Genomic DNA, 22,792 nt, shown 5'->3' on the forward strand with positions numbered 1-22,792 from the left:
GAGCTGCACGTCCTTAAGGGGCGCGGGGCTGTATCAATGTGCGGCTCCGCCGCGTGTGCGCGACCAGCCGCAACGGACCCGCAGCCTCAGTCCACTTCCGCCACCGCCTGCGCGAACTGCGCCTTGTACAGCCGCGCGTAGGCCCCGTCCGAGGCCAGCAACTCCCCGTGCGTCCCCTGTTCCACGATCGCCCCGTTCTCCATCACGAGAATCGCGTCCGCGTCCCGGATCGTCGACAGCCGATGCGCGATGACGAACGACGTACGCCCGTGCGCCAGCTTCGCCATGGCCTTCTGGATCAGCACCTCGGTCCGGGTGTCGACCGAACTGGTCGCCTCGTCCAGCACCAGGATCACCGGGTCGGACAGGAACGCCCGGGCGATGGTGATCAGCTGCTTCTCGCCCGCGCTGACCCCGGCCCCCTCGTCGTCGATCACCGTGTCGTAGCCGTCCGGCAGCGTACGGATGAACCGGTCCGCGTGCGCGGCCCGAGCCGCCTCCTCGATCTCCCCCCGGGTCACCTCCCGGGACGCCCCGTACGCGATGTTCTCCGCGATCGTGCCGCCGAACAGCCAGGTGTCCTGGAGCACCATGCCGATCCCGGCCCGCAGTTCGTCCCGGGACATCCGCGCGATGTCGACTCCGTCGAGGGTGATGCGCCCGCCGGTGACCTCGTAGAACCGCATCAGCAGATTCACGAGCGTCGTCTTCCCGGCGCCCGTCGGCCCGACGATGGCCACCGTGTGCCCGGGCTCGACCTTCAGCGACAGGTCCTCGATCAGCGGCGTGTCGGGGTCGTAGCGGAACGACACGCGCTCCAGCGCCACCAGCCCGCGCAACTCCTCGGGCCGAACGCCCGGCACCGGATCGGCACCCTGCTCCTCCGCGTCCAGCAACTCGAAGACCCGCTCCGCCGAGGCGACACCCGACTGCACCAGGTTCGCCATGGACGCGACCTGCGTCAGCGGCATCGAGAACTGCCGCGAGTACTGGATGAACGCCTGCACGTCGCCGATGGACAGCGAGCCGGAGGCGACCCGCAGGCCGCCGACGACCGCGACCAGCACGTAGTTGAGGTTCGACACGAACATCATCAGCGGCTGCATGACCCCGCTGTTGAACTGCGCCCGGAACCCGGCCTCGTACAGCGCCTCGTTCTGCTCGGCGAACTGCTGCGCCGACTCCTCCTGCCGCCCGAACACCTTCACCAGGGTGTGCCCGGTGTACATCTCCTCGATGTGGGCGTTCAGCTTGCCCGTCGTACGCCACTGCTGCACGAAGTGCGGCTGCGACCGCTTGCCCACCCGCGTGGCGATGACGAACGACAGCGGCACGGTCACCAGCGCGACCAGCGCCAGGATCCAGGAGACCCAGAACATCATCGCGAGGACACCGATGATGGTCAGCACCGAGTTGATGAGCTGCCCCATCGACTGCTGGAGCGTCTGCCCGATGTTGTCGATGTCGTTCGTCGCCCGGGACAGCACCTCCCCGCGCTGACGCTTGTCGAAGTACGACAGCGGCAGCCGCGACAGCTTCGTCTGCACGTCCTCGCGCATGCGGAACATGGTCCGGTTCACGGCCCGGTTCACCAGCCGCGTCGCCACCGCCATCAGCAGCCCGGCCACCGCGAACACGCCCAGCGCCAGCAGCAGCACGTTCCCCACGGCCGTGAAGTCGATGCCCTTGCCCGGGGTGAAGTCGGTGCTGCGCAGCATGTCGGCGACGTCACCGTCCCCGCGCTGCCGCATGGAGTCGAGGACCTGCTCCTTGCTCGCCCCCTGAGGCATGCCCCGCCCGACGATGCCCGCGAAGACCAGGTCGGTCGCCTTGCCGAGGATCTTCGGCCCGACGACGCTGAGGCCCACGCTCAGCACCACGCACAGCAGCAGCACATAGATGGTCAGCCGCTCCGGCCGGAACCGCGCGACCAGCCGTTTGCCCGACCCCTTGAAGTCCAGCGAGCGCTGATCGGGGCCGCCCCCGGCCATCATCCGCCCCATCGGCCCCGCCATCAGGCAGCCTCCGCTTCCGTGAGCTGGGAGAGCACGATCTCCCGGTAGGTCTCGTTGTCCGCCATCAGCTCGTGGTGCCGGCCGGTGCCGACGACCCGGCCCTCGTCGAGGACGATGATCCGGTCGGCGTCCCGGATGGTCGCCACCCGCTGGGCGACGATCACGACGGTCGCCTCGGCGGTCTCCTGCGCCAGCGCGGCCCGCAGGGCGGCGTCCGTGGCGTAGTCGAGCGCGGAGAAGGAGTCGTCGAAGAGATAGATCTCGGGCCGCTGCACCAGGGTCCGGGCGATGGCGAGGCGCTGCCGCTGACCACCGGAGACATTCGTCCCGCCCTGCGCGATCGGCGCGTCGAGCCCGCCCTCCAGACGCTCGACGAACTCCTTGCCCTGCGCCACCTCCAGCGCGTGCCACAGCTCCTCGTCGGTGGCGTCCGGATTGCCGTAGCGCAGGTTGGTCGCCACCGTGCCCGCGAACAGATACGGCTTCTGCGGCACCAGCCCGACGGTCCGCGCGAGCAGCACCGGATCGATCTCCGCCACCTCGACGCCGTCCACGAGCACCTGCCCGTCGGTCGCGTCGAACAGCCGCGGCACCAGCCCGAGCAGCGTGGACTTGCCGCTGCCCGTCGAGCCGATGACGGCGGTCGTCTCACCCGGCCGCGCGAGCAGGTCCACGGCCCGCAGCACCGGCTCCTCGGCACCCGGATAGCGGAAGCCCGCCCCGCGGATCTCCAGATGCCCGTGCCGGCGCAGCTCCCGTACGGGCGAGGACGGCGGCACGACGCTGGAGGAGGTGTCCAGCACCTCCTGGATGCGCTCGGCGCACACCTCCGCGCGCGGCACCATCATGAACATGAAGGTGGCCATCATCACGGACATGACGATCTGCATCAGATAGGCGAGGAACGCCGTCAGGTCACCGATCTGCATCCCGCCGCTGTCGATGCGGTGCGCGCCGAACCACACCACCGCGATCGACGACAGGTTCACCACCGTCATGACGATCGGGAACATCAGCGCGAGCAGGTTGCCGGTGCCCAGCGCGAAGTCCGTGAGATCGGTGTTGGCCTTCCGGAAGCGCTGCTGCTCGTACTCGTCCCGGACGAAGGCGCGGATGACGCGGTTGCCGGTGATCTGCTCCCGCAGCACCTGGTTCACCGTGTCCAGCCGCTCCTGCATCGCCCGGAACAGCGGCCGCAGCCGCCGCACGATCAGCGTCACGCAGATGCCCAGCACCGGCACGACCGCCACCAGCACCCCGGACAGCGGCACGTCAAGGCCGAGCGCCAGCACGATGCCGCCCACACACATGATCGGCGCCGACACCAGCAGCGTGAACGTCATCAGCGCCAGCATCTGCACCTGTTGGACATCGTTCGTCGTACGGGTGATCAGCGACGGCGCCCCGAACTGACCCAGCTCACGCGCGGAGAACGACTGCACCCGGTCGAACACGGACGCCCGCACGTCCCGCCCGAGCGCCGAGGCCGTACGGGCGCCGTAGTACACGGCACCGATGTTGGTGACGACCTGGACCAGCGAGATGCCGATCATCAGGCCGCCGTAGCCCACGATGTAGCCGGTGTCGCCGTTCACGACACCCTGGTCGATGATGTCCGCGTTCAGCGTGGGCAGGTAGAGCGTGGCGCAGGTCTGCAGGAACTGCAGCAGCACCAGCAGGGCTATGGGTTTCTTGTAGGGCCTGAGATAGGTCCGCAGAAGTCGTATGAGCACGCTGCTTCTCTCGGAGTGGGCGAGGGGGGCGGTTGGTTGCCCCTGGCCCCTATCGTCGAACACTCCACCCGCGTTACCTCAACTGAATTAACCCAACAGGCGGTCAAAACGCCCGGGGCTCCATCGGATCTTCAAGACCCGCCGCTACTGCCGCAGCGCCCCCGGATGGGTCTGTTCCCGTACCGCCACGAACTGCTGTCGCACCGCCTGCCCCACGGCCAGGTCCTCCCCGGGCTCCAGCACCTGGGCGACCGCCCCCTGCCAGGCCGGCGGGGTCCGCGCGTCGAGCGCGCCCTGCGACGCGCCGAGCGCCCAGGCGGCCTGGCGGGCGGCGCCGATCGCGGCGTAGTCCGCGGGCTGCGGCACCACGACCTGCGTCCCGAACAGCGAGGGCGCGGCGGCCTGCACGGCGGGCAGTTCGGCGGCCGACCCGAGCAGGAAGACCCGCCGCACCTCCACACCCCGGCCGCGCAGTACGTCCAGCGCGTCCGCGAGCCCGCACAGCATGCCCTCGAACGCGGCCCGCGCCAGATGCTCCGCCTTCATCGACTCGCGCCTCAGCCCCGCCAGGGTCCCGGCGGTGTGCGGCAGATTCGGCGTCCGCTCACCCTCCAGATAAGGCAGCAGCACCAGCCCGTGCGACCCCGGCGTCGACTTCATCGCCAGGTCGGACAGGCTCTCCAGATCGGGCAGCCCGAGCAGCTCGGCGGTCCCGCGCAGCGTCCGTACGGCGTTCAGCGTGGTGACGACCGGCAGGTGCATGCCGGTCGCGTCGGCCAGCGCGGTGATCATCCCGGAGCCGTCGACCAGCGCCTCGGGGTGTACGGCCATCACGGACCCGGTCGCGCCCAGCGACACGACCGCGTCGCCGAGGCCGATGCCCAGGCCGAACGCCGCCGCCATGGTCTCGCCGGTCCCGACGGAGATCAGCAGCCCCTCCGGCGTCCTGCCGGCCGCGTCCGCCGGGCCGATCACCTCCGGCAGCATCACCTGCTGCCCGAGCGCCAGCTCGACGAGATCGGGCCGGTAGCCGCCGGTCGCCGCCGACCAGTACCCGGTGCCGGACGCCCCGCCCCGGTCGGTGGTTCTCCTGACCGGCCGGCCCAGCAACTGCCACACCAGCCAGTCGTGCGCCTGCAAGAGGATCGCGGTGCGCTGCGCGTTCTCGGGCTCGGTGCGGGCCAGCCAGCGCAGCTTCGTCACCGGCTGCGCGGCCTGCGGCACACAGCCCACCGCCTGCGCCCACGCCTCGCGCCCCCCGAGCGCGTCGACCAGATCGGCCGCCGCGACCTGTGTCCGCTTGTCGCTGCCGACCATCGCCGGACGCACGGTGTTGCCCTGCGCGTCCAGCGGCACGACGGCGTTCTGCTGCGCCGACACGCCGATGGCCTGCACGCCTTCGAGGAGCCCGCCGCCCGCCGCCTCGCCCAGGGACAGCAGCCAGGCCTGCGGATCGACGTCGGACGGCCGGCCGCCGCCCTCGGGGCTCTCCACCGGATGCTGCGCATATCCCTGCCTGAGCACGGCTCCGGAGTCCGTGTCACAGACGACGATACGAGTGAAATCGGGCGAACTGTCCAACCCGGCGACTATCCCCATGGCCAAAATTCTGCCGTACCGCTGCGCTGGCTGGGGCCGTGGGCGCCTTGGGGGTGTGTCGCCGGGTGTCGGGTGCGGGTGTGCTGCGGCTGGTCGCGCAGTTCCCCGCGCCCCTTGAGGGGCGTTGCCGTGCTCGACATCAGAAGATCACGTGTTGGTGGTTCCCCAGTCGTCTTCACCGCCGTTGTGGGTGGCCCGGTCGCGGAGGTGGCGGACCCGGTCGGCCACCGACTCCGGGACGCGGTCCCCGACCTTGTCGCTCACCACGTGGTACGCCTTGCCCGCGAACTCACGGCCCTGGTGGGCCGCCGACTCGGCGGTGTTGCGGACGGCGGGGTTCTGCGCGAACTGCTGGGCCGTCTTCTTCAACTGTTCGTAGCGCTCGCGTCCGGCCTTCGTGCCCAGCACGTAACCCAGCACGACTCCGGCGACGAACGTGAGCCGGTAACGCATGGCGGCCACCCTTCTCTTGCGTAGGTCTCCGGTGGGGTGTTGGCGCCCCGCCGGGTACCGATTGGCGGAGCACCCCCCTGCTTGCGCTAATGTATGTGTCGCAGCGAGCGAGCGCCCCCTGGCGAATACCCAGGTAGGTACGTTCGATGCAACGAGGCATTCCTCGGTAGCTCAATTGGCAGAGCAGCCGGCTGTTAACCGGCAGGTTACTGGTTCGAGTCCAGTCCGGGGAGCTCGGTCCTCCGTAGCTCAATTGGCAGAGCAGCCGGCTGTTAACCGGCAGGTTACTGGTTCGAGTCCAGTCGGGGGAGCATGGTGAACGAGGACCCCTCTCAGGGGTCCTTTTTCATGTCTGTTCCGATGTCCTGGGAACCGCGCGGAGCCCGGCGAAGTCCTCATGGTCACGAAGGCCGTGCGAAGCCGACCATCCGAAGCAGGAGATCGTATGAGCGGCTATGCTGCGGCAGACGGCGCGCACACATGTACGCGACACGCCGCTATGGGGCGGTAGCTCAGCCGGTTAGAGCAACGGACTCATAATCCGTCGGCCGTGGGTTCGAGTCCCACCCGCCCCACCACGCGCTACCCGCGCAGGAACGATCTGACCTGCGGAGAGGCCAGTGTCCTGAGGGTACCGCCGCGTTGTTCGCCACACGGACGCCACACCGTGACCCGTACGGTTTCTTCCGCCCGGCCAGTCCACTCGACCCCAGGCGAACCCGCCGCCGCAGCCGGGCTGCTTCGCCGGCGTGGGCGTGCACGCGCGGGCGGCGCAGGGGGACGATGGGATAGCCGGGATGCCGGCGCCGGCACATGGTCCGACCCGGCAGGACGGCAGCCTGACCGGCATCCGGAAGGAGCCTGGGTATGGGTGCGACCGAACCCTTCCGGGGCGGGCCCGGCACGGCGGGTGTGGTTGCGTCCACGCCGGGTGGTCTGCTGGAAGTACTGAACGTGGCGGCAGTACTCCTCAACGCCGAGGGTAGGATCGACCTCTGGAGCCCGCAGGCCGAGATCCTTTTCGGCTACAGCGCCGAGGAGGCGCTGGGCCGGCACGCGGGTTGGCTGCTGATCGACGAGGAGCACCTCGACACGGTGCTGGCGCTGTTCGACCAGGTCATGCGGGACGGCAAGAGCTGGGCCGGGGTCGTTCCCGTCCGGCACAAGGACGGCAGCTCGCGCATGGTGGAGTTCCGCAACATGCGGCTGCAGGACGACCAGCGCGACTTCTGGGCACTGGGTCTGGCCACCGACCAGGCGACCCTGCGGCAGGTGGAGCGGAACCTGGCCCTGTCCGCCCAGCTGGTGTCCCAGTCGCCGATCGGGCTGGGCATGCTGGACACCGATCTCCGGTACATCTCCGTCAACCCCGCGGAGGAACGGATGAACGGCGTGCCGGCCGCCGAGCACATCGGCCGCCACATCCATGAGGTGCTGCCCTTCCTGGACCAGTCCTTCGAAGGCGCCATGCGTGAGGTTCTGGCCTCCGGGACACCGGTAGTGGACCAGTACGTCGTCGGCCGCACAGCGGCCGACCCGGACAACGATCACGCCTGGTCGATCTCGTTCTACCGGCTCGAGTCCCCAAACGGGAAAGTGCTGGGTGTGGCCACCTCCAGCGTCGACGTCACCGACCGGCACCGTGCCGTGGAAGAACAGCGTCGCACCGCCCTCACACTCCAGCGCAGCCTGCTGCCCCACCCCCCTCCACAGCGACCTGGTCTCGAAGTCGCCTGCCGCTACCGCCCCGCCCAGGCCACCATCGAGATCGGCGGCGACTGGTTCGACGTCATCCCCCTGAGCGGCGACAAGACCGCCCTCGTGGTCGGCGACGTCATGGGCAGCGGCGTCACGGCCGCGGCCACCATGGGACAGCTGCGCACCGCCACCAGAACCCTGGCCGATCTGGATCTGCCCCCCGACCAGGTCCTGCACCACCTCGACCACATCACGGACGGCCTCGACACCCTCGCCACCTGCGTCTACACCGTCTTCGATCCCCACACCGCGCGATGCCGCGTCTCCCTCGCCGGGCACCTGCCCCCCGTCCTCCTCCGCCCGGACGGCACACGCGAGCTGCTCGACCTGCCCACCGGCGCGCCCTTGGGAGGCTGCGGCATTCCCTTCGACTCCACCTCCATCGGCTTCGGACCGGGGGACCAGCTCGTCCTCTACACCGACGGCCTCGTCGAGACCCGCGACCAGCCGATCGACGCCCGCCTGGACGCCCTCCTCGATGCCCTCGACGACCCCGGTCGCCCCCTCGACGCCACCTGCGACCTGCTTCTGCACTCCCTGCGCGCCGAGGGAGACCTCGACGACGTGGCCCTGCTCATCGCCCGGGCCGGATGAACGGTACTGACCGTGCATTGACGCCCAAAATGGATCAAAATAGTCGAAAGGTACGCCAAAACGCGGAGGCGTGGCGATGGGCGGCAACTCCGAGAACGACGAGGGCTCCGTCGAGGAGTACGAGGGGTACGACGACGAGCACGGTGACGCACTCGACGCCGAGGACAGTGACGAGTACGCCGATGCCGAGGCCTACGACGAGGACGACGCGGACGGTGCGAGCCCTGACGTCTTCCTCGACGTTCCGGTCCTGAAGGTCGACGAGATCGACCTGGACGTCGAGGACCTGCGGGCGCATGTCTCGCTGCAGGCCGAGGTGCTGGACCTGCTCAAGCTGAATGTGGGCGCCGACGTCACGCTCGGCCGGGTGCACCTGGGTATCTCGGGCGTCGAGGCACAGGCCCAGCTCAAAGTGCGTCTCCACCACGTCGCGAAGATCATCGACCGAGTGCTCACCACGCTCGACCGCAACCCGGAGATCCTGCACGAGCTGGCCCGTGGAGTCGGGTCCGCCGTGCAGGATGTCGGCGGCGGAGCCCGTCAGGCCGTGGGGGAGCTGGGTACGGGTGCCGGAAGGGCCGTTCAGGAGGTCGGCCAGGGGGCGGGGACCGCCGTGCGGGACGTGGGCCAGGGTGCCGGAGCCGCCGTCCAGGATGTGGGGCAGGGCGCCGGGGCCGCTGTCCAGGACGTGGGCAAGGGCGTCGGCTCCGTGGCGCAGGATGTCGGTCAGGGAGCCGGGCGGGCCGTTCAGGACGTGGGCGGTGGTGCCGGGCGCGCGGTGGAGGACGTCGGCCAGGAGACGAGCCGAACCGTCGGACGCGCCGGCGAGGGGGTGGGCGGCACCGCCGGAAGGGTGGCCGAACAGGCCGCGGGAGTGACGGAAGCGGCAGGTGACACGGCACGGGGCGGCGGCCACGCCGTAGCGGGCGCCGCGGAGACGGCGAAGGCCACCGCGGAAGGGGCCGAGCCGGCCGAGCCGCGTGCGGCCCGCAAGGGCGCGGAGGGAGAGCGGGGCCGAGCCGCCCGGAGCCAAGGCGGCACCCGCAAGCGCCGGGTGCGCGGGGAGGACGGGAAGCTGCCACGCAGGTCCAGTCGCCCTCATGCCGCCAGGGAGCCGGAGGAGCCGCCCTGAACGGGGGACATCTCGTTCCGGTCGACGGTCCACGCCGAACGGCTCCGCTTCACGGAGGAACCCCGGACAGCCGTTCGCTTCTCCGGCACCGGGGAGCGACAGTCGACGAGCCTCAGCGAGCGCACCCATCTGCCGGACCCGGTCGTCCCCGGACGGGACTACGAGGACGTCACCGTCGCCTACCGCCTTGCGGCCCGGCTCACCGGGGAGCCGGAGTCGTGCCGTGGCGGCGTTGGCGGTGGGTGTAGGTGGTGACGGCCTGCCAGAGGTCACGGCGGTCGGTGTCGGGCCAGAGGCCGGGGGTGAAGTGCAGTTCGGCGTAAGCCGTGTGCCAGGGCAGGAAGTTGGAGACGCGGTGTTCGCCGCCCGTGCGCCAGAGCAGGTCCACGTCCGGCAGGTCCGGGCGGGGCAGGTGCCGTGCGAAGTCGTCCTCGGTGATCAGGTCCGGATCCAGGTGGCCGGCCCGGGTACGGCGGGCCAGGGCGGCGGCCGTTCGGGTGAGTTCGTCCCGGCCGCCGTAGTCGATGCACATCGTCAGCGTCAGACCCGTGCGGGTGCGGGTGGTGCGCTCCCGGAGGTGGAGGAGGTCGACCAGGTCGGGCGGCAGGCGGCCGGCGCGGCCGTGCCAGCCCAGCCGGACGTCGAGGTCGCGGAAGGGGTCGTCGACCAGTTCACGGCGCAGGAGGTCGATGATCGCCTCGACCTCCGCGGCGTCGCGGTGCCAGTTCTCGGTCGAGAAGGTGTACAGGGTCAGGTGTCGTAGGCCGATGTCCAGGGCGCCGTGGACCACCTCGCGGAAGGCGGTGGTGCCGGCGCGGTGGCCCTCGTGCCGGGGGAGGCCCCGCTGCCGGGCCCAGCGGCCGTTGCCGTCCATGATCACGGCGACGTGGGCGGGCAGGTGGGCGGACGGGATCTCCGGTGGCCGCTCGCCGCTGGGGTGGGGCGGCGGGGAGCGGAAGGCCGCGGTGTGGGCCGGGCGGGTGAGGGCGGGGCGTCTGCCGTGGGCGTGCTGGTGTGCGGGCGGCACCGTCAGCGGGGTCAGGCTCCAGGCCAGGGTCGCGCGGGCCCGGGCGGGGGCGAGGATCCGGGCGCGGGTGAGGGGCGCGGGCCGGGGCGGGGCCTGGAGCAGGGCCGGCCCGGCGGTGTCGATGGCGTCGAGCTGGGCGCGCAGCAGGGCCGCCATCGTGTGCAGGACGGTGGCGGGTCCGGGGTGCATGCCGCGACTGAGGGTCTCCTGGGTCACCCATTGGCGGGCCAGGCCCGTCAGGTGCGTGATCAGGGCGGACACGGCGGGGCTCCAGCGGGCGTGCGCCAGGTCGGCGGCGGACCCGGGGTGGTTGTCGAGGGCCTCGTCGGGCAGGAGCAGGTCGCCCTGGGCGAGGTCGGCGGACAGGTCGGTGAGGATGTCCGTGAGCCGGACGCCGTCGAGGAACTCCTCGTAGGTCTCCCGGGTGTCCAGCCGGAGCGCCACGGGTACGCCGGCCCGGTCGAAGAGGGTGCGGACCTGGCCGAACCAGGGCAGCAGGTTGTCCCGGCCCCAGGTGCGCCACGCGGTCCAGTCGGTGAAGTGCCTGCCGTGGGTGTCGTCCTGGACCTGGGTCATGGCGGCGTCCAGTTCGGACAGGTCCAGGCGCCAGCGGGCCGCGGTGTGCACGAGGGCGTGGCGGATGGGGTCCGGGCTGGTACCGGTGGGCAGTTCGCGGTGCAGGGCGGTGATCCACTCCTCGACGCGGTTGGCCCGTTCGGCGGCGGGGGCCGTGCGGTCGTCGCCCAGGTCGTCGAGGGCGTTGGCGGCCGCCCACAGGGCGTGCAGCGCCGGGCGCAGCGGGGCGGGCACCAGCTGGATCAGGGCGTACTCCGCGGGGTCCTGTCGCCTGGTCCGGAGCCGGCACAGTCGGTAGGCCGCCCGCAGTGCCGGGTCGTCGCCGATCACCGCCCGTGCGGTGGTCGTGCGTCGGTCTGCCGGGGCTGGGGTCGCGGGAGGCACATCGCTGACAACGAGAGCGGTACGTCCAGCGTATTGCGCTGATCAAGTGGGTTGCCTCGGGGCAGAGGGGCGCCGGGGTGGTGCCTCCTGTCGGCGGCGTCGGAGGCCGGCCGGAGCGCGGTCCGGCTGTGCCCGGCCGAGTACCCCGGTGGGCTGCGGAAGAGTGGGGCCGGGGCGGTCCGCGGCGTATCGCCGGTGGGGCGTTCGCCCTGCGCTCGGTGCCACTGGCCGGCCGCCCGGCAGGGTAAGGGCGATCCTCGACTGAGGCCGGCGGGGCCGCCGCCGAGGCCGCCCGGGCCCGGCGCCTCACCCGCCGCCCTGCCTCGAGCCGCATCCGGGCGGCTCCGGATCGTCGGCCGGCCGCCGCCCGGAGTCGTGCCCGGGCAGCCCCGAGCGGACGGGTCCGGTGCCTCGGGTCGCCGGAATCGTGCCCAGGCAGCCACGAAGGGGAGGGTTCCGGTGACCTCAGGGGCGTGCCCGGGCCGGCGGTTCAGCTGTGGTGGCGGCGGGCGAGGGCCTTGTTCAGGGCCGTGCGCAGTTCGGGAGGCGGAGGAGGGCCGTCGGATTCCGCGCTGGCCGTGACCGCGGCGGCCACGTCGCGGAGCTTGGTGTTGGAGAGCTGGGACGTTTCCCGGAGGATGTGCCAGGCCTGGTCGGAGGTGCAGCCGTGGGTGGCCATGAGGATGCCGCGGGCCTGGTCGATGACCGGGCGGGAGGCGATGGCCTGGCGGAGCTGCTCGACCTCCGACTGGAGGACGTGCAGACGCTCCGCGCGTTCCAGGGCGACCGCCGAGGCGGCGGCCGGGGCGGGGTCGTGGTCCGCGGGGCGCAGCGGATCCGTGGTGTCCAGGCCCGCCAGCTCCAGGATCCGGCGCGGCTGGCCGTTCCAGTTCGTGGTCGTGACCGTCGTCGCACGCTCCCGGCCGTAGTCGCCCAGGACGTCCAGGAACCGCAGTCCGGCCGTGTCCATGAAATGCACGCCCCCCATGTCCAGGTCGACCCGGGTGATCGTGGCCGGCAGCTCCGCCAGGGTTCTGGCCAGGATGTCCGCGCAACCGTGAACGAGCTCACCACGCGGGGTGAGCTCGGCACGGTCCGCGTCGACGCGGCCACTGATGACCAGGGTGTTCAACCCTCCTGTGAGGTGTGGTGATGCCGCTGACGTCATGTCACCGCCTTGTCGGTCCTCGTCGGTCGTCATCGGTCCCAGCCGGACTGCGCAACGCTCACGTCGCCCCCCGGTGGACGTCGGTGTGAGGTGCGCCTGCCCGCCTTACGGCGTACTACACCCGATTCGGGGGAATGAGCTTTTCCCGGGCGGGTACGAGCGCTGTGGTCCGCAAGCGTGGGGAGAGGGGCTTGAACACTCGATATCAGGTGCCGGCCGCGGGGCCCCGCGTGCCGGGCCTGGCGGTGTTTCCGCTGGCCGGGCGGCAGGGGGTCCGGGCGGCGGGAGAAGTCGGCCTGACGACCCGTGTGATCTGGGAAGGCGTACTTGAGCAGGCTGTTCGCGAGGATGAGGACGTGTACTACCTGGAGCTGTCCGACGTGACGTTCGTCGACGTCGCGGGCGCCGGTGCGCTCGCGGCCGCGGCCGGGCAGCTCCGGGACGGCCGGCGGTTCGTGGTGCGCCGGCCGCCGCCGGCCCTGCGAAGGACGCTGGATCTGCTGTGGCCGGACCAGGCGGGGATCGAGGTGTCGACATCATGACCTCTGCCGTGACCGAGCCCTTCGGGCCCCTCGACCCCTTCGTCCACCCGGCGCTCTTCTACCGGGACGAGCAGGAGTACCTCGACGTCACCGTGCCCTTCGTGCGCGACGGCCTGGCGGCCGGCGAGCCCGTGGCGGTCGCGGTGCCCGGCAAGAACCTCGCGCTGATCCGGGACGCCCTGGGCGACGCGGCGGGTGCCGTGAAGCTCATGGACATGCGGGAGGCAGGGCGCAACCCCGGTCGGATCATCCCCGGCGTGCTACGCGCGTTCGCCGACGCCCAGCCGTCCGGCCGTCGGGTGCGGATCATCGGCGAGCCCATCTGGGCCGGGCGCTCCGACACCGAGTACCCCGCCTGCGTCCAGCACGAGGCGCTCATCAACGCCGCCTTCCGGGGCCGTACGGCGACCATCCTGTGTCCGTACGACGTCGAGCGGCTTCCGGAGCACGTCCTCGCCGACGCGTACGCCACCCATCCCACCGTCATCCCCTCCGGCTCCCGGGCGGAGCAGAGCAGCGACGCGTACGCCCCCTGGGCCGTCGTCGACCGCTACAACGAGCCGCTGCCGCCCGTGCCGGACGCGCTGACGTTCCCCTTCGACTCCGACTCGCTCTCCCCGGCCCGGCATGTGGCCGTCGGTGAGGCGGCACGGCTGGGTCTCACCGGCGTCAAGCTGGACGACCTGGCCCTGGCCACGGCCGAGCTCACCACGAACAGCGTGGTGCACGGGGGTGGTTCGGGTGTGCTGCGGATGTGGACCGAGGACGGGTACGTGGTGTGCGAGGTGCGCGACGAGGGGCGGCTCGCGGACATCCTGGCCGGGCGCCGGCCCGTGCCCCGCGACCAGCGCGGTGGGCGCGGGATCCTGCTGGTCAACCTGATCGCCGACCTGGTGCGGGTGCACCGGAGCGACGGCGGGACGACGGTGCGCTGCTGGTTCGCTCGCTGAGGGCCTCGCCCCCCCGGGCGGCTCAGGCCCCCAGTCGATCCAGCGCCAGCGGTTCGATCTTGCCCTCCAGCATGGCGCCGAGGCCCTGTACGGCGCACACGTCCGGGCGCTCGGCGATGCGCACGGGCATGCCGGTCGCCTCGCGCAGCATCTGGTCAAGGCCCGGCAGCAGGGCGCTGCCGCCGACCATCATGATCCCCCGGTCGGCGAGGTCGGCGACCAGGTCGGGCGGGCAGTCCCGGAGTACCTTGCCGATGCCGTCGAGGATGGCGGTGAGCGGCGTCTGGATGGCGTCCCGCACGGCGGCGGTGTCGACCTGGACCGAGCGGGCAAGGCCCGTGGCGACGTCCCGGCCGTGGATCTCCGTCGAGGCCGGGCCGTGCGGGGTGAGGCCGTTGCCGGACAGGGCGAGCTGCAACGGCCGTACCGACTGGCTCGGCAGCATCAGCTCGTGCTCGTGACGCAGGTGCTGCACGATCGCGTGGTCGACGGCCTCACCGCCCACCGGGATGCGCTCGGCGGTGACGATGGAGCCGAGGGACAGCACGGCCACCTGGGTGGCCGCCGCCCCGCACACCATGATCATCGTGGCCTCGGGCTGCTCCACGGGCAGCCCGCAGCCGACGGCGGCGGCGATCAGCGTGTCGACCAGTTCCACACGGCGGGCCCCGAGACCGACCAGCGTCTCGATCGCGGCGCGCTGGGCCAACGGGTCGGCGTCGTGCGGGGTGCAGGCCGCGGCGCGCAGGATCGGCTTGCGGCGCAGGCTGCGGCGCATCTTGTCGCCGAGCAGGTGCCGCAGCATGCGCTGGGCCATCTCGATGTCCACGACCGTGCCGCCGGACACCGGCCGTACCACCCGGATGTAGTCCGGCGTACGACCCGTCATCTTCTCGGCGAGTTCGCCGACCGCGATCAGCGCGCCGGTGCGGGTGTTCACGGCGGCGGCGGACGGCTGGTCGACGACGAGCCCGGCGCCCTTGACGAAGACGCGGGTGCGGGCCGCCCCCAGGTCGACGGCGAAGTGGCAGCGGCGCAACTGCTCCAGACTGGCGGTCATGGCAGGTCCTCCCGAGAGCACAGACCGTGGAGGGCCGCCAGATGGCGGGCCTCCCTCGCATCGTGCGCGGGAGGGCACGGAGCCGCCTTTCCAAGGGGGCCGGGTGGGGGGCCGCCGAACGGGGGTTCGGCGGCACCGGCTAGGACGGGAGCGAGCGTGCGGCCTCCAGTAGGGGGGCCAGGGATGTGACGGTGGTCTCGCAGCCCGCCTCGCGGAGTTGCCGGGCGGCGGTGGTGTTGCGGGCAAGGCCGATGAAGCGCAGGCCGGCCTGCTGGGCGGCGGTGAGTTCGGCGACCGTGGAGCCGATGAGTACGCCGGTCGCGGCGGCGGCGCCGGAGGAGTGCATCGCGCGCAGGAGGCAGTCGGGGTGCGGGGTCAGCAGGGCGAGGTCCTTGCCGCGGCCGTGGACGCCGGCCAGGGGGAGGCCGTAGGGCTCCAGGTAGCGGTGGACGGCCGGTGTGCCGACGTCCGTGACCACGCTGACACGGCGTCCGGAGTCGTGCAGGGCGCGGACCAGCGGCACGCAGTTGTGCGTCGTCGGCGCGGCGGGGAGCGCCAGCAGTTCGAGTGTCTCCAGGCGGTCCCGGAGCAGCGGGCCGAGCCGGTCCTGGGCGAACGCCCGCAGGACGTCCAGCGGATGGACGAACGTCTCCCGCCCCGCCGCGGCCACGGTGTCCTGCGGCTCGCGGTGCTCGGCGACCAGGGCGAGCAGGTCGAGGGCGGCCTCGCGCGCGGTGGTCGCGGAGAACAGACGGGCCACCGGGCCGTCGAAGCCGAGCAGCACGGTCTCGGCGTCGCCGAGGAGACCGGACGGCGGGCGCGCCGACGGGGCCGGGCCCTGCGGTCCGGGAAGGGGCGCCCCTTCCGGGGCCAGCCGCACCGACGCCGTCACCGACAGCCCCGGCACGGGCCACCGGCGCAGCCCGGCGTTGACCGCGCGCTGGGCCGCGCCCGCCCGGCGCAGCGGATGCCGGCGGGTGATCCGGGCCGCCTCCTCCAGCAGATGGCCGAGCAGCGGCTCGGACACCCGGGCGACCTCACCGCGGACGAAGGCGACCGGGTCGTCCACGTGCCAGGACAGCTCGACCGCGGCGGCGAAGGCGCCCTTGCCGGAGCTCGGCAGGGAGACCCGGTGGTGGGACTGGTGCGTGGTGAGGTCCACCTCGTAGTACGTGACGTGCCGCGGCGGCCCGTCGCCGCGCGGCTGGGCGGGGTTGAGGAGGGTGAGCGGGCCGTCCGGCTGGGTGTGGACGACGGCGGTGCGGCCCGGGGCCGGTATGCCGAGCCGGCGCAGATCGTTCGTGATGAGGGGCCCCCGCACCAGGTCGCGGACCTCGGGTTCGGGGCCCGTGGAGGGGGACAGCGGGCAGTACCAGGCGACGGGCGGGGTGTCCGTGGCGCCGCCCTGGTAGAGGGGCTGGAAGCGCTGCGGCCCCTGGGCCGCCGAGCTGCCGGCGAACTGCTCGTACACGGCCGGGGAGACGATCACCTGGACGTCGGCGGGCACGGGCGCCGCCACCGCCGGCGGGGTGGGCCGGTCCCAGAACGTCACGGTGAGGGGCGGCGGGTCCACGAGCCCGGTCAGCACCTCGGGGAGCCCGCGCACCACCGCGACCAGCACGGGGAGGACGTAGGTGCCGGGCTCGGTGTGGACCACGTACCCGTTGCCGCGGACCCGGACGTCGAACCGGTGGGCGGCGAGGGCGCCGCGGGAGAGCATCTCGTGCACCGCGTATTCGAGGGTGATGCGTGCCTCGGGGTGGCCGGTGAGGTCGTCGGCCTCGAAGAGGATCGTGGGGCCGGCGGCCTCTTCGGACGGCCTCCGGTCCTGCTCGGCCAGCGTGGTCTCGAGGTCCAGCCTGAAGGCGCGCAGGCGGTCCCGGGTGGCCGCGGCGGCGGGGCCGGGGATGCCGTCGAGGGGGTCGCCGTACCAGAGGTCGAGGACCTGCCGGAGCTCAGCGGGCCCGCGCATCGTGTCGCCGAGGAGTTCCTCGCAATGGAGCACGTCGACGTACACGTCCGGCATGTGCACGGCGTAGGCGTGCGAAAAGGAGACGAGCCCGCCTGGGGGCAGCACGGGCCGCACCTCCGCCGCCAGGCGCTCGAGGCGGCCGGCGGCCTCGTTCTCCGGCAGCGGCTCCTCCCACAGGCCCCTGGCCAGCTCGGTGTGGGTCACGCGCCGTCCGTGGTCGAGGAGCAGCATGCACAGCAGCGCCTGGGCGTACGGTGAGGGAGGCTCGATGGGGTCCGTGCCGTCGCTGATGCGCAGCGGACCGAGCAGGGTGACGTGGCGCGGCGACGGCCACGAGGCCATCGCGAGCAGGCGTGCGGCGTGGTCGGCGGCTTCGGACAGCCGGTGCTTGTCGACCAGGTCGAGCAGGCGGCCGTGCTCGACCGGAACCGACATGCCCGCGGTCAGCTGCTTGAGCAGCCACCGGAACTCGGCGACGTCCGACTCGGGGTCCTTGCCGTAGGACTCCTCGCCCAGGGCGAACCGGCTCAGCAGCACGGTGCCGTCGGGCCGCAGCAGCAGCCCCGCGGGGCCGCGCTCCCCGCGCACCAGACCCTCCGTGTGGAGGGCTTCGAGGCCGGCCAGCCCCTGGCACACCAGGCGGGCGAACGTCCGGAAGGAGATACCCGACAGCACTTCGGACAGCGACAGGCCGTCCACGAACTCCGTCACCACGTACGGCGCGTCGTCCTCCACCCCGAAGTCGAGCACCCGCACCACATGCGGATCGTCGATCCCGGCCAGCGCGCGCGCCTGCCTCAGGAACCGCTCGTGCGGAGCGCGCTGGTCGCGGTACCGGCGGACGACCACCCGCTGGCCCGTGCGGACGTCCACGGCGATCGCCATCCGCCCGTTCCACCCTCGCCGCCCGGCCAGCCGGTACCGCCCGGCGAACAGAGGCTCCGGCTGTCCCTCCCCGCCCAGCCGCCGTACCGTCTCCTCGCTCACCGTCGCGAACGCCGGCCCCGAGCCGTTGCCTCCGCCGTCCGTCTCGGCCCGGAACTCCCCGGCCGCGAGCCCCGCCCGCTCGTCGATCAGACCGCCGACCCGTTCGAGGAACTCCCGGGTCCGTCCTCGGGCCGTGCGGGGCAGGGAGCGCAGCAGCAACTCCCTTACGCCGGGCCGGAATTCATAGGAGCCGGGAGGCCCGGGAGCTGCGGCGAGCATGCCGCTGAGGATCACCTCGGCGAGGTGCCGGGGGTGCGGGTCGCGGTCCACGGTGCGCTGGACGAGGCGCATCACCGGGACCGAGGGGACCGCCAGGGCGAGATGCCCGGCGAGGCGGAAGGCCTCCGGGGACGCGGTCGCGCGAAAGCGCAGCACCAGATCCTCCGGGGACACCGAGGCCAGGTCGGGGACCGGTTCGGCGGGTGGTGCGGGGGCGGGCGGCAGCCAGGCCGCCGCGCCCGGAGTGCGGGCGCCGCCCGGGTCGGAGACCAGGGCCGCCCAGTGGGCGAGCCAGGGGGCGCCCGGTTCCAGGACCGGCAGGGGCAGGGCCCGGTCGGGGGGTGGCGTGGCTTCGTACGGGGCGAAGCCGAGTGCCGCCGAGGGCGCCGCCGTGGACGGGGCGGTCAGCAGGCCCGGTTCGGCGGGGAGCGCTGTGGTGGGCCAGAGGTGTTCCGGCAGGGGCTGGACCACGGCGAGCGGCATGTGGCGGGCCCAGTGGCGCAGGGTGCGGTACCAGCGCTCGCCCGCCTCGCCCGGGCGCCACTGCGGGCCCATGCAGTCGCTGACGACGAGGGTGACCGTACGGCCGTCGTCGAGGACGGGGACCTGGCGGGCCCGGCCGTCGGGCGTGGCCGGATGCAGGGTGACCGTACGGAAGATGCCCGACTGGGCGAGGGCCGTGTGCAGTTCGCTCACCAGGGGGCGCCAGACCGGCATGGTGGGGCCCGTGTCGTGCACGAGGTTCAGCCGCAGCCAGCGCTCGGGGGCCGGGCGCAGCACCGGGAGCCACGCGTCGGGGTGGGCGCCGAGCCGCGCGATCCGGTCGGCCGTCGCCCGTTCGTCCAGCACCCGCAGCTGCGGGGAGGGCACCTTGCGCTGCAGCGGGCGCAGGGCGCGCTGGAGTGCGAGGGGGTGGGTCAGCATCGGGGGCGCGGGGGCGAGAAGGGGGGAACCGCCGCCTGCCGCTTCTCCCTCGGTGTGGCCCGGGGAGCGTGGTGCGGGCAGGCGCAGGGGGACGCGGTCGGGTGTGGGCGCCGGGGCCGTCGGAGGCGGCACGGGAGCGGCCGGGGTCTCGCCCTCGGACTCGGTTCCCTCCTCGCGGGTGTCCCGAACCTCCTCCTCTGGCGTGAGGGTACGGCCGGGCCGGGGCCCCGCCGCCTGCGGCTGCTCCTCGTCCGCCTCCAACCGGCCCGCCAGCCACAGCAGTTCCGCCAGCTCCCGGGGTGTCGGCGACGCACCCGCGGCGGACAGCGCCGCGGCCAGGCGGGCGACGGGGGACTGCCCTGCCTCGCGATCAGTGTGTGCGTGTCGGGCCCCGGCCGCGCGGCGGCTGATCGCCGGCAGGCCGCCACCGGGGGCGTTCGAGTCGGCGTCGTCGGCCGACGGCGCGGCGGCCGGGGGGACGCGGCCCGCGCCGCGAGCGCCTGCCCGGTCTGCCCGAGGGCGCTCCCACTCGTGATCAGAAGCCATCGCCGTCGGCCGTCGTGCTGAGGTACGGCATCAGCTGCTCGGCGAGGTCGTCGCGGGACTCGGCGTCCAGGCCGGAGACTCCGGTGAGGTAGAGGGCGTTCAGGAGCTGGTCGGTGGCCAGTTCGCCGCCGCCCGCCCGCTCCAGGAAGCGGGTGATCAGACGGTCCGCGGCGGCGTCCGGGGTGTCGAGGTGGGCGCGGACGATGTCGGTGAGCTGGTCGCGGTCGGGGCGGCGCAGCTTCAGCCGGACGCAGCGGCGCAGGAAGGCGGGCGGGAACTCGCGTTCGCCGTTGCTGGTCAGGACGACGAAGGGGAAGGCCCGGCAGCGGACCCGGCCGCGGTGGACGGCGACCGGGGTGTCCGTGCCGTCGGCCAGGACCTCGGCCGCGCTGTCCTCCGAGTGGCGGGCGGCGCGTACCAGTTCGGGGATCTCGTACTGGCCCTCCTCCAGGACGTTCAGCAGGTCGTTGGGCAGGTCGAGGTCGCTCTTGTCGATCTCGTCGACGAGCAGGGCCCGGGGCCGGTCGTAGGGGAGCAGGGCCGTGCCGAGCGGGCCCAGGCGCAGATGGTCCTCGACGTCGCCGGCGGCCGGCCGGTCCGGCCGCTCCCGGGCCGCGTACAGCCGGGACAGCGGGTCGTACTGGTAGAGGCCGTCGGCGAGAGAGCTGCGGCTGGTGATGTTCCAGCGCAGCACCGGGCCGAGGCGCAGCTCGCGCGCCACCGCGTACGCCAGTGAGGACTTGCCGGTGCCGGGCGGGCCGGTGACGAGCAGGGGGCGGCGCAGGCAGAGCGCGGCGTTGACGAGCCGGACGCTCTCCGGGGTGGCCACGTACGACTTGGCCCGGTGCACGCGGTCGGGTGAGACGGCCGTCGCGTCGTCGGTGTCGCCGGGCGGCGGCAGGGCGGGCCCGCCGTCGAAGGCGCGCCAGGGCGGTGGGACGGGGAGGTCGTCGATGCCGTCGTGCGGCTCGTTCCTGCCGGTGTAGACCGACCAGTGCGGCATGGGGGGTCTCCGCTCTCCGTTTTCGTGCTGGTGTTTCTCAAGGCGCCCCGGACCGCGTCCGGGTGGTCAGGACACCGGCGACCCGGCGTGCGCGGCGACGACCGCGTGCGGGTCGGCGAAGACGCGCGGGTCGTCCCACAGCAGCTGGATGCCGTGGGCCCAGTGCTCCTCCTCCGCGTCCGCCTCCTCGCGCAGGGCCAGGATGTGCCGCGGGAGTTCGGCGGGCGGTACGGCCGCCACACAGGCGTCGAGCGCGTCGAGGAAGGCCTTGCCGGTGCAGCCGTCCGCTCCGGCGCACTCCTCCTGCCCGGAGTCGCAGCCGCCGCGCGACCACACGATGACCGGGGCCGGCGCGGTGAGCGAGGTGTCGAAGTGCGGTCGGGTGCGGGAGGCGGCCGGGGCGGTGCCGAACCCGGCGAGGCAGGCGTCGGGCCGCCGCAACCGCATCCGCAGCCGCCCGGGTTCCTCCGGGCCGCCGCACTCCACGCGGTGTATGGGCGCGCCCGGCAGGGAGTCCAGGCGCTTCCACGCCCGGGTCAGGAGGTGCCGGGTGCTGGCCTTGCGGCGGGCGTGGTCGGTGACGACCAGCGGGTAGACGCAGCCGAGCGGGGTCGGGTCGTCGGGGGCGCTCGCCCAGAGGTCCACGGGCCAGTCCAGCCAGTCCCGGGGCAGCGCGAACGCGACGAGCTCGTCGGCGCCGGGCGTCAGATACCGGAAGGCCGCCTCGATCCGGTCCCGCACATAGGCGTGCAGCCGGTGCTGTTCGACCGTGCCGGAGTCCACCGGGTGCCGTCGGCCCTCGCTGTACGCGGACACCTCGACACGGACCAGGCCGTCGCCCGCTCCGCTGTGCCCCAGTTCGACGAGGATGGGCGACCAGTCGGGCGCCGACGGCTCCACGGCCGGGGTGTGCAGCAGGGCTTCGAGCCGGTCGGCGAACCGGGACACGGTCCGCGCGGCGCCCGGGCCGTCGAGTTCGCACAGCACGAACAGGGCCGCCGACCACAGCGAGTCGAACCCCTCCTCGGGCGGCGGCGGGTCGAACGGGTCGGCGGCCGCGGTGTAGAGCCGGACCGGGTCGCAGTCCACGCCCACCCGGGCCGCCCTCTCGACCAGGGCGCGCAGCCGGGCCCGGTCGGCGCCGGCGTGGTCCGAGGTGGGGACGAGGCTCTGCAGGTCCGGCCAGTAGCGGGCCATGACCTGGGTGGGCATCATCCGGCCGTTGCGCACGTCCCGGCTGCCGGCCGCCGCCGTGACCATGCCGACGACCTCGCCGGTGTCGGCCAGGGTGACGGCCGCCCCGCTGAAGCCGGGGGCCAGGGCCTGGCCTGCCGGGTGCCAGGCCTCCAGCTGGAGCCACTCCCGTTTGATCAACTGCGGTGCGGTGACGCGGTACTCGGCGAGGGTGCCCTCGTCGAAGCCGGCCGGGAAGCCGTAGACGACGAGCTTGCGGGGGCTCGTGCCGAGTGCGGCGTCGACGGGCGCGAGCGCGGCCGGGGCGATGGGCATCTCCCGGTCCAGTTCCAGCACGGCGAGGTCACCGAGGTCGGTGCTGGAGCCGGACCAGCCGCCGTGGGCGACGACCCGGGCGGGCACCGCAGGGGAGCCGGGCCGCTCCGTGAAGGTCACCATCGGTCCGTCGCCGTCCTGGACGACATGGGCGCAGGTCAGCACCGTGCGGGGGGCGACCAGGAAGCCCGCTCCGGCCACCTGGCCGCGTAACTCGATCCGGGCGTGCCACTCGGCGCTGTTCATGAGACTGTGCCGGCCTCCGGCGCGGACGGGGACCAGGACAGCTTGACCACCAGGTGGCCCTCGGCGGTGCCCTTGGCGATGAACGCGCCCGTCTCGGCGGACAGTTTCACCCCGAACTCGATCTCCACGCCGTCGGGCTTCAGCGAGCCGTCCCGGAAGACGCGCAGTGCGGACTCCGCTGCGGCGCGCACTCCGTCCAGGGCGCCCTCGAAGGTGCGGGTCGCCTGGACCGTCCCGTCGCCGCGGGAGACCAGGCGGGAGCCGGAGCGCTCCTCCACCCCCTCGACCGCGACCACGGCACCGTCACCGGTCCTGAATTCGACCAACCCGTCCACGGCACCCCCGTCGTCCCACTGCACTGAGCATTTCCGTTGTTACGGAAGGTACTTGATGTT

The 22,792-nt window shown here is 72.9% G+C and carries 15 protein-coding genes and 3 tRNA genes; 7 read left to right on the forward strand and 11 right to left on the reverse strand.

Going from position 1 to position 22,792, the window contains the following annotated elements; translation table 11 throughout:
• Positions 1–86: 86 nt before the first annotated feature.
• From OG542_RS27785 to OG542_RS27800, 4 genes are all read right to left on the reverse strand, one after another.
• Entirely contained in the window at positions 87–2,015 is a 1,929-nt protein-coding gene (locus OG542_RS27785; protein WP_311125549.1) for an ABC transporter ATP-binding protein, read from the reverse strand.
• The gene (locus tag OG542_RS27790) at positions 2,015–3,748 is read right to left on the reverse strand and encodes an ABC transporter ATP-binding protein (RefSeq protein ID WP_328414241.1); all 1,734 of its coding nucleotides are present in this window, start codon (positions 3,746–3,748) and stop codon (positions 2,015–2,017) included. The genes OG542_RS27785 and OG542_RS27790 overlap by 1 nt, the downstream gene beginning before the upstream one ends.
• A 144-nt stretch (positions 3,749–3,892) precedes the next feature.
• Complete coding sequence (locus tag OG542_RS27795) at positions 3,893–5,347, reverse strand: xylulokinase (RefSeq protein WP_311125547.1); 1,455 nt, start codon at positions 5,345–5,347, stop codon at positions 3,893–3,895.
• A gap of 147 nt (positions 5,348–5,494) precedes the next feature.
• On the reverse strand, positions 5,495–5,800 hold the full coding sequence (locus OG542_RS27800) for a YtxH domain-containing protein (RefSeq protein WP_193477896.1): 306 nt from the start codon (positions 5,798–5,800) through the stop codon (positions 5,495–5,497).
• Between the two features lie 160 nt (positions 5,801–5,960).
• On the opposite strand from OG542_RS27800, the gene OG542_RS27805 reads away from it, so the two are divergent.
• From OG542_RS27805 to OG542_RS27825, 5 genes are all read left to right on the forward strand, one after another.
• Positions 5,961–6,033: transfer RNA gene (locus OG542_RS27805), tRNA-Asn, on the forward strand.
• Between the two features lie 5 nt (positions 6,034–6,038).
• Positions 6,039–6,111 (forward strand) — tRNA-Asn (locus tag OG542_RS27810).
• Between the two features lie 190 nt (positions 6,112–6,301).
• Positions 6,302–6,378: transfer RNA gene (locus OG542_RS27815), tRNA-Ile, on the forward strand.
• A 289-nt stretch (positions 6,379–6,667) separates the two neighbouring features.
• Positions 6,668–8,152, forward strand: coding sequence for a SpoIIE family protein phosphatase (locus OG542_RS27820; RefSeq protein WP_328414244.1), 1,485 nt, complete (start codon positions 6,668–6,670; stop codon positions 8,150–8,152).
• A gap of 76 nt (positions 8,153–8,228) precedes the next feature.
• Positions 8,229–9,284 carry a collagen-like triple helix repeat-containing protein gene (locus OG542_RS27825; RefSeq protein ID WP_328414246.1) on the forward strand — a complete coding sequence of 352 codons (1,056 nt, stop codon included), beginning with the start codon at positions 8,229–8,231 and terminating at the stop codon, positions 9,282–9,284.
• A 199-nt stretch (positions 9,285–9,483) separates the two neighbouring features.
• Here OG542_RS27825 and uppS read toward each other — a convergent pair whose 3' ends face one another.
• Together uppS and OG542_RS27835 are read right to left on the reverse strand one after the other, a co-directional pair.
• Complete coding sequence (gene uppS / locus OG542_RS27830) at positions 9,484–11,217, reverse strand: polyprenyl diphosphate synthase (protein ID WP_328414248.1); 1,734 nt, start codon at positions 11,215–11,217, stop codon at positions 9,484–9,486.
• Between the two features lie 544 nt (positions 11,218–11,761).
• On the reverse strand, positions 11,762–12,439 hold the full coding sequence (locus tag OG542_RS27835; RefSeq protein WP_328414250.1) for an ANTAR domain-containing protein: 678 nt from the start codon (positions 12,437–12,439) through the stop codon (positions 11,762–11,764).
• 191 nt (positions 12,440–12,630) lie between these two features.
• Here OG542_RS27835 and OG542_RS27840 point away from each other — a divergent pair, with 191 nt between their 5' ends.
• Both OG542_RS27840 and OG542_RS27845 read left to right on the forward strand, forming a co-directional pair.
• Positions 12,631–12,981, forward strand: a complete 351-nt coding sequence (locus OG542_RS27840; protein WP_328414252.1) for an STAS domain-containing protein — start codon at positions 12,631–12,633, stop codon at positions 12,979–12,981.
• Positions 12,978–13,931: a sensor histidine kinase gene (locus OG542_RS27845; RefSeq protein ID WP_311125542.1), complete on the forward strand. Its 954-nt coding sequence runs from the start codon at positions 12,978–12,980 to the stop codon at positions 13,929–13,931. The genes OG542_RS27840 and OG542_RS27845 overlap by 4 nt, the downstream gene beginning before the upstream one ends.
• 22 nt (positions 13,932–13,953) lie before the next feature.
• Here the strand turns inward: OG542_RS27845 and OG542_RS27850 are convergent, their stop codons facing one another.
• The 5 genes from OG542_RS27850 to OG542_RS27870 all read right to left on the reverse strand — a co-directional run bounded on the left by OG542_RS27850 (position 13,954) and on the right by OG542_RS27870 (position 22,732).
• A complete protein-coding gene (locus OG542_RS27850) occupies positions 13,954–14,991 on the reverse strand; it encodes a rod shape-determining protein (RefSeq protein ID WP_311125541.1) in 1,038 nt (345 codons plus the stop codon).
• Between the two features lie 139 nt (positions 14,992–15,130).
• Positions 15,131–19,639: an SAV_2336 N-terminal domain-related protein gene (locus OG542_RS27855; RefSeq protein ID WP_328414255.1), complete on the reverse strand. Its 4,509-nt coding sequence runs from the start codon at positions 19,637–19,639 to the stop codon at positions 15,131–15,133.
• On the reverse strand, positions 19,629–20,642 hold the full coding sequence (locus tag OG542_RS27860; RefSeq protein WP_193477811.1) for an AAA family ATPase: 1,014 nt from the start codon (positions 20,640–20,642) through the stop codon (positions 19,629–19,631). The genes OG542_RS27855 and OG542_RS27860 overlap by 11 nt, the downstream gene beginning before the upstream one ends.
• Positions 20,643–20,708: 66 nt before the next feature.
• On the reverse strand, positions 20,709–22,397 hold the full coding sequence (locus OG542_RS27865) for a VMAP-C domain-containing protein (RefSeq protein ID WP_328414257.1): 1,689 nt from the start codon (positions 22,395–22,397) through the stop codon (positions 20,709–20,711).
• Positions 22,394–22,732, reverse strand: a complete 339-nt coding sequence (locus OG542_RS27870; protein WP_328418142.1) for a CU044_2847 family protein — start codon at positions 22,730–22,732, stop codon at positions 22,394–22,396. The genes OG542_RS27865 and OG542_RS27870 overlap by 4 nt, the downstream gene beginning before the upstream one ends.
• Between the last annotated feature and the right edge of the window lie 60 nt (positions 22,733–22,792).

This window comes from Streptomyces violaceus, assembly GCF_036014075.1.
GTDB lineage: Bacteria > Actinomycetota > Actinomycetes > Streptomycetales > Streptomycetaceae > Streptomyces > Streptomyces violaceus.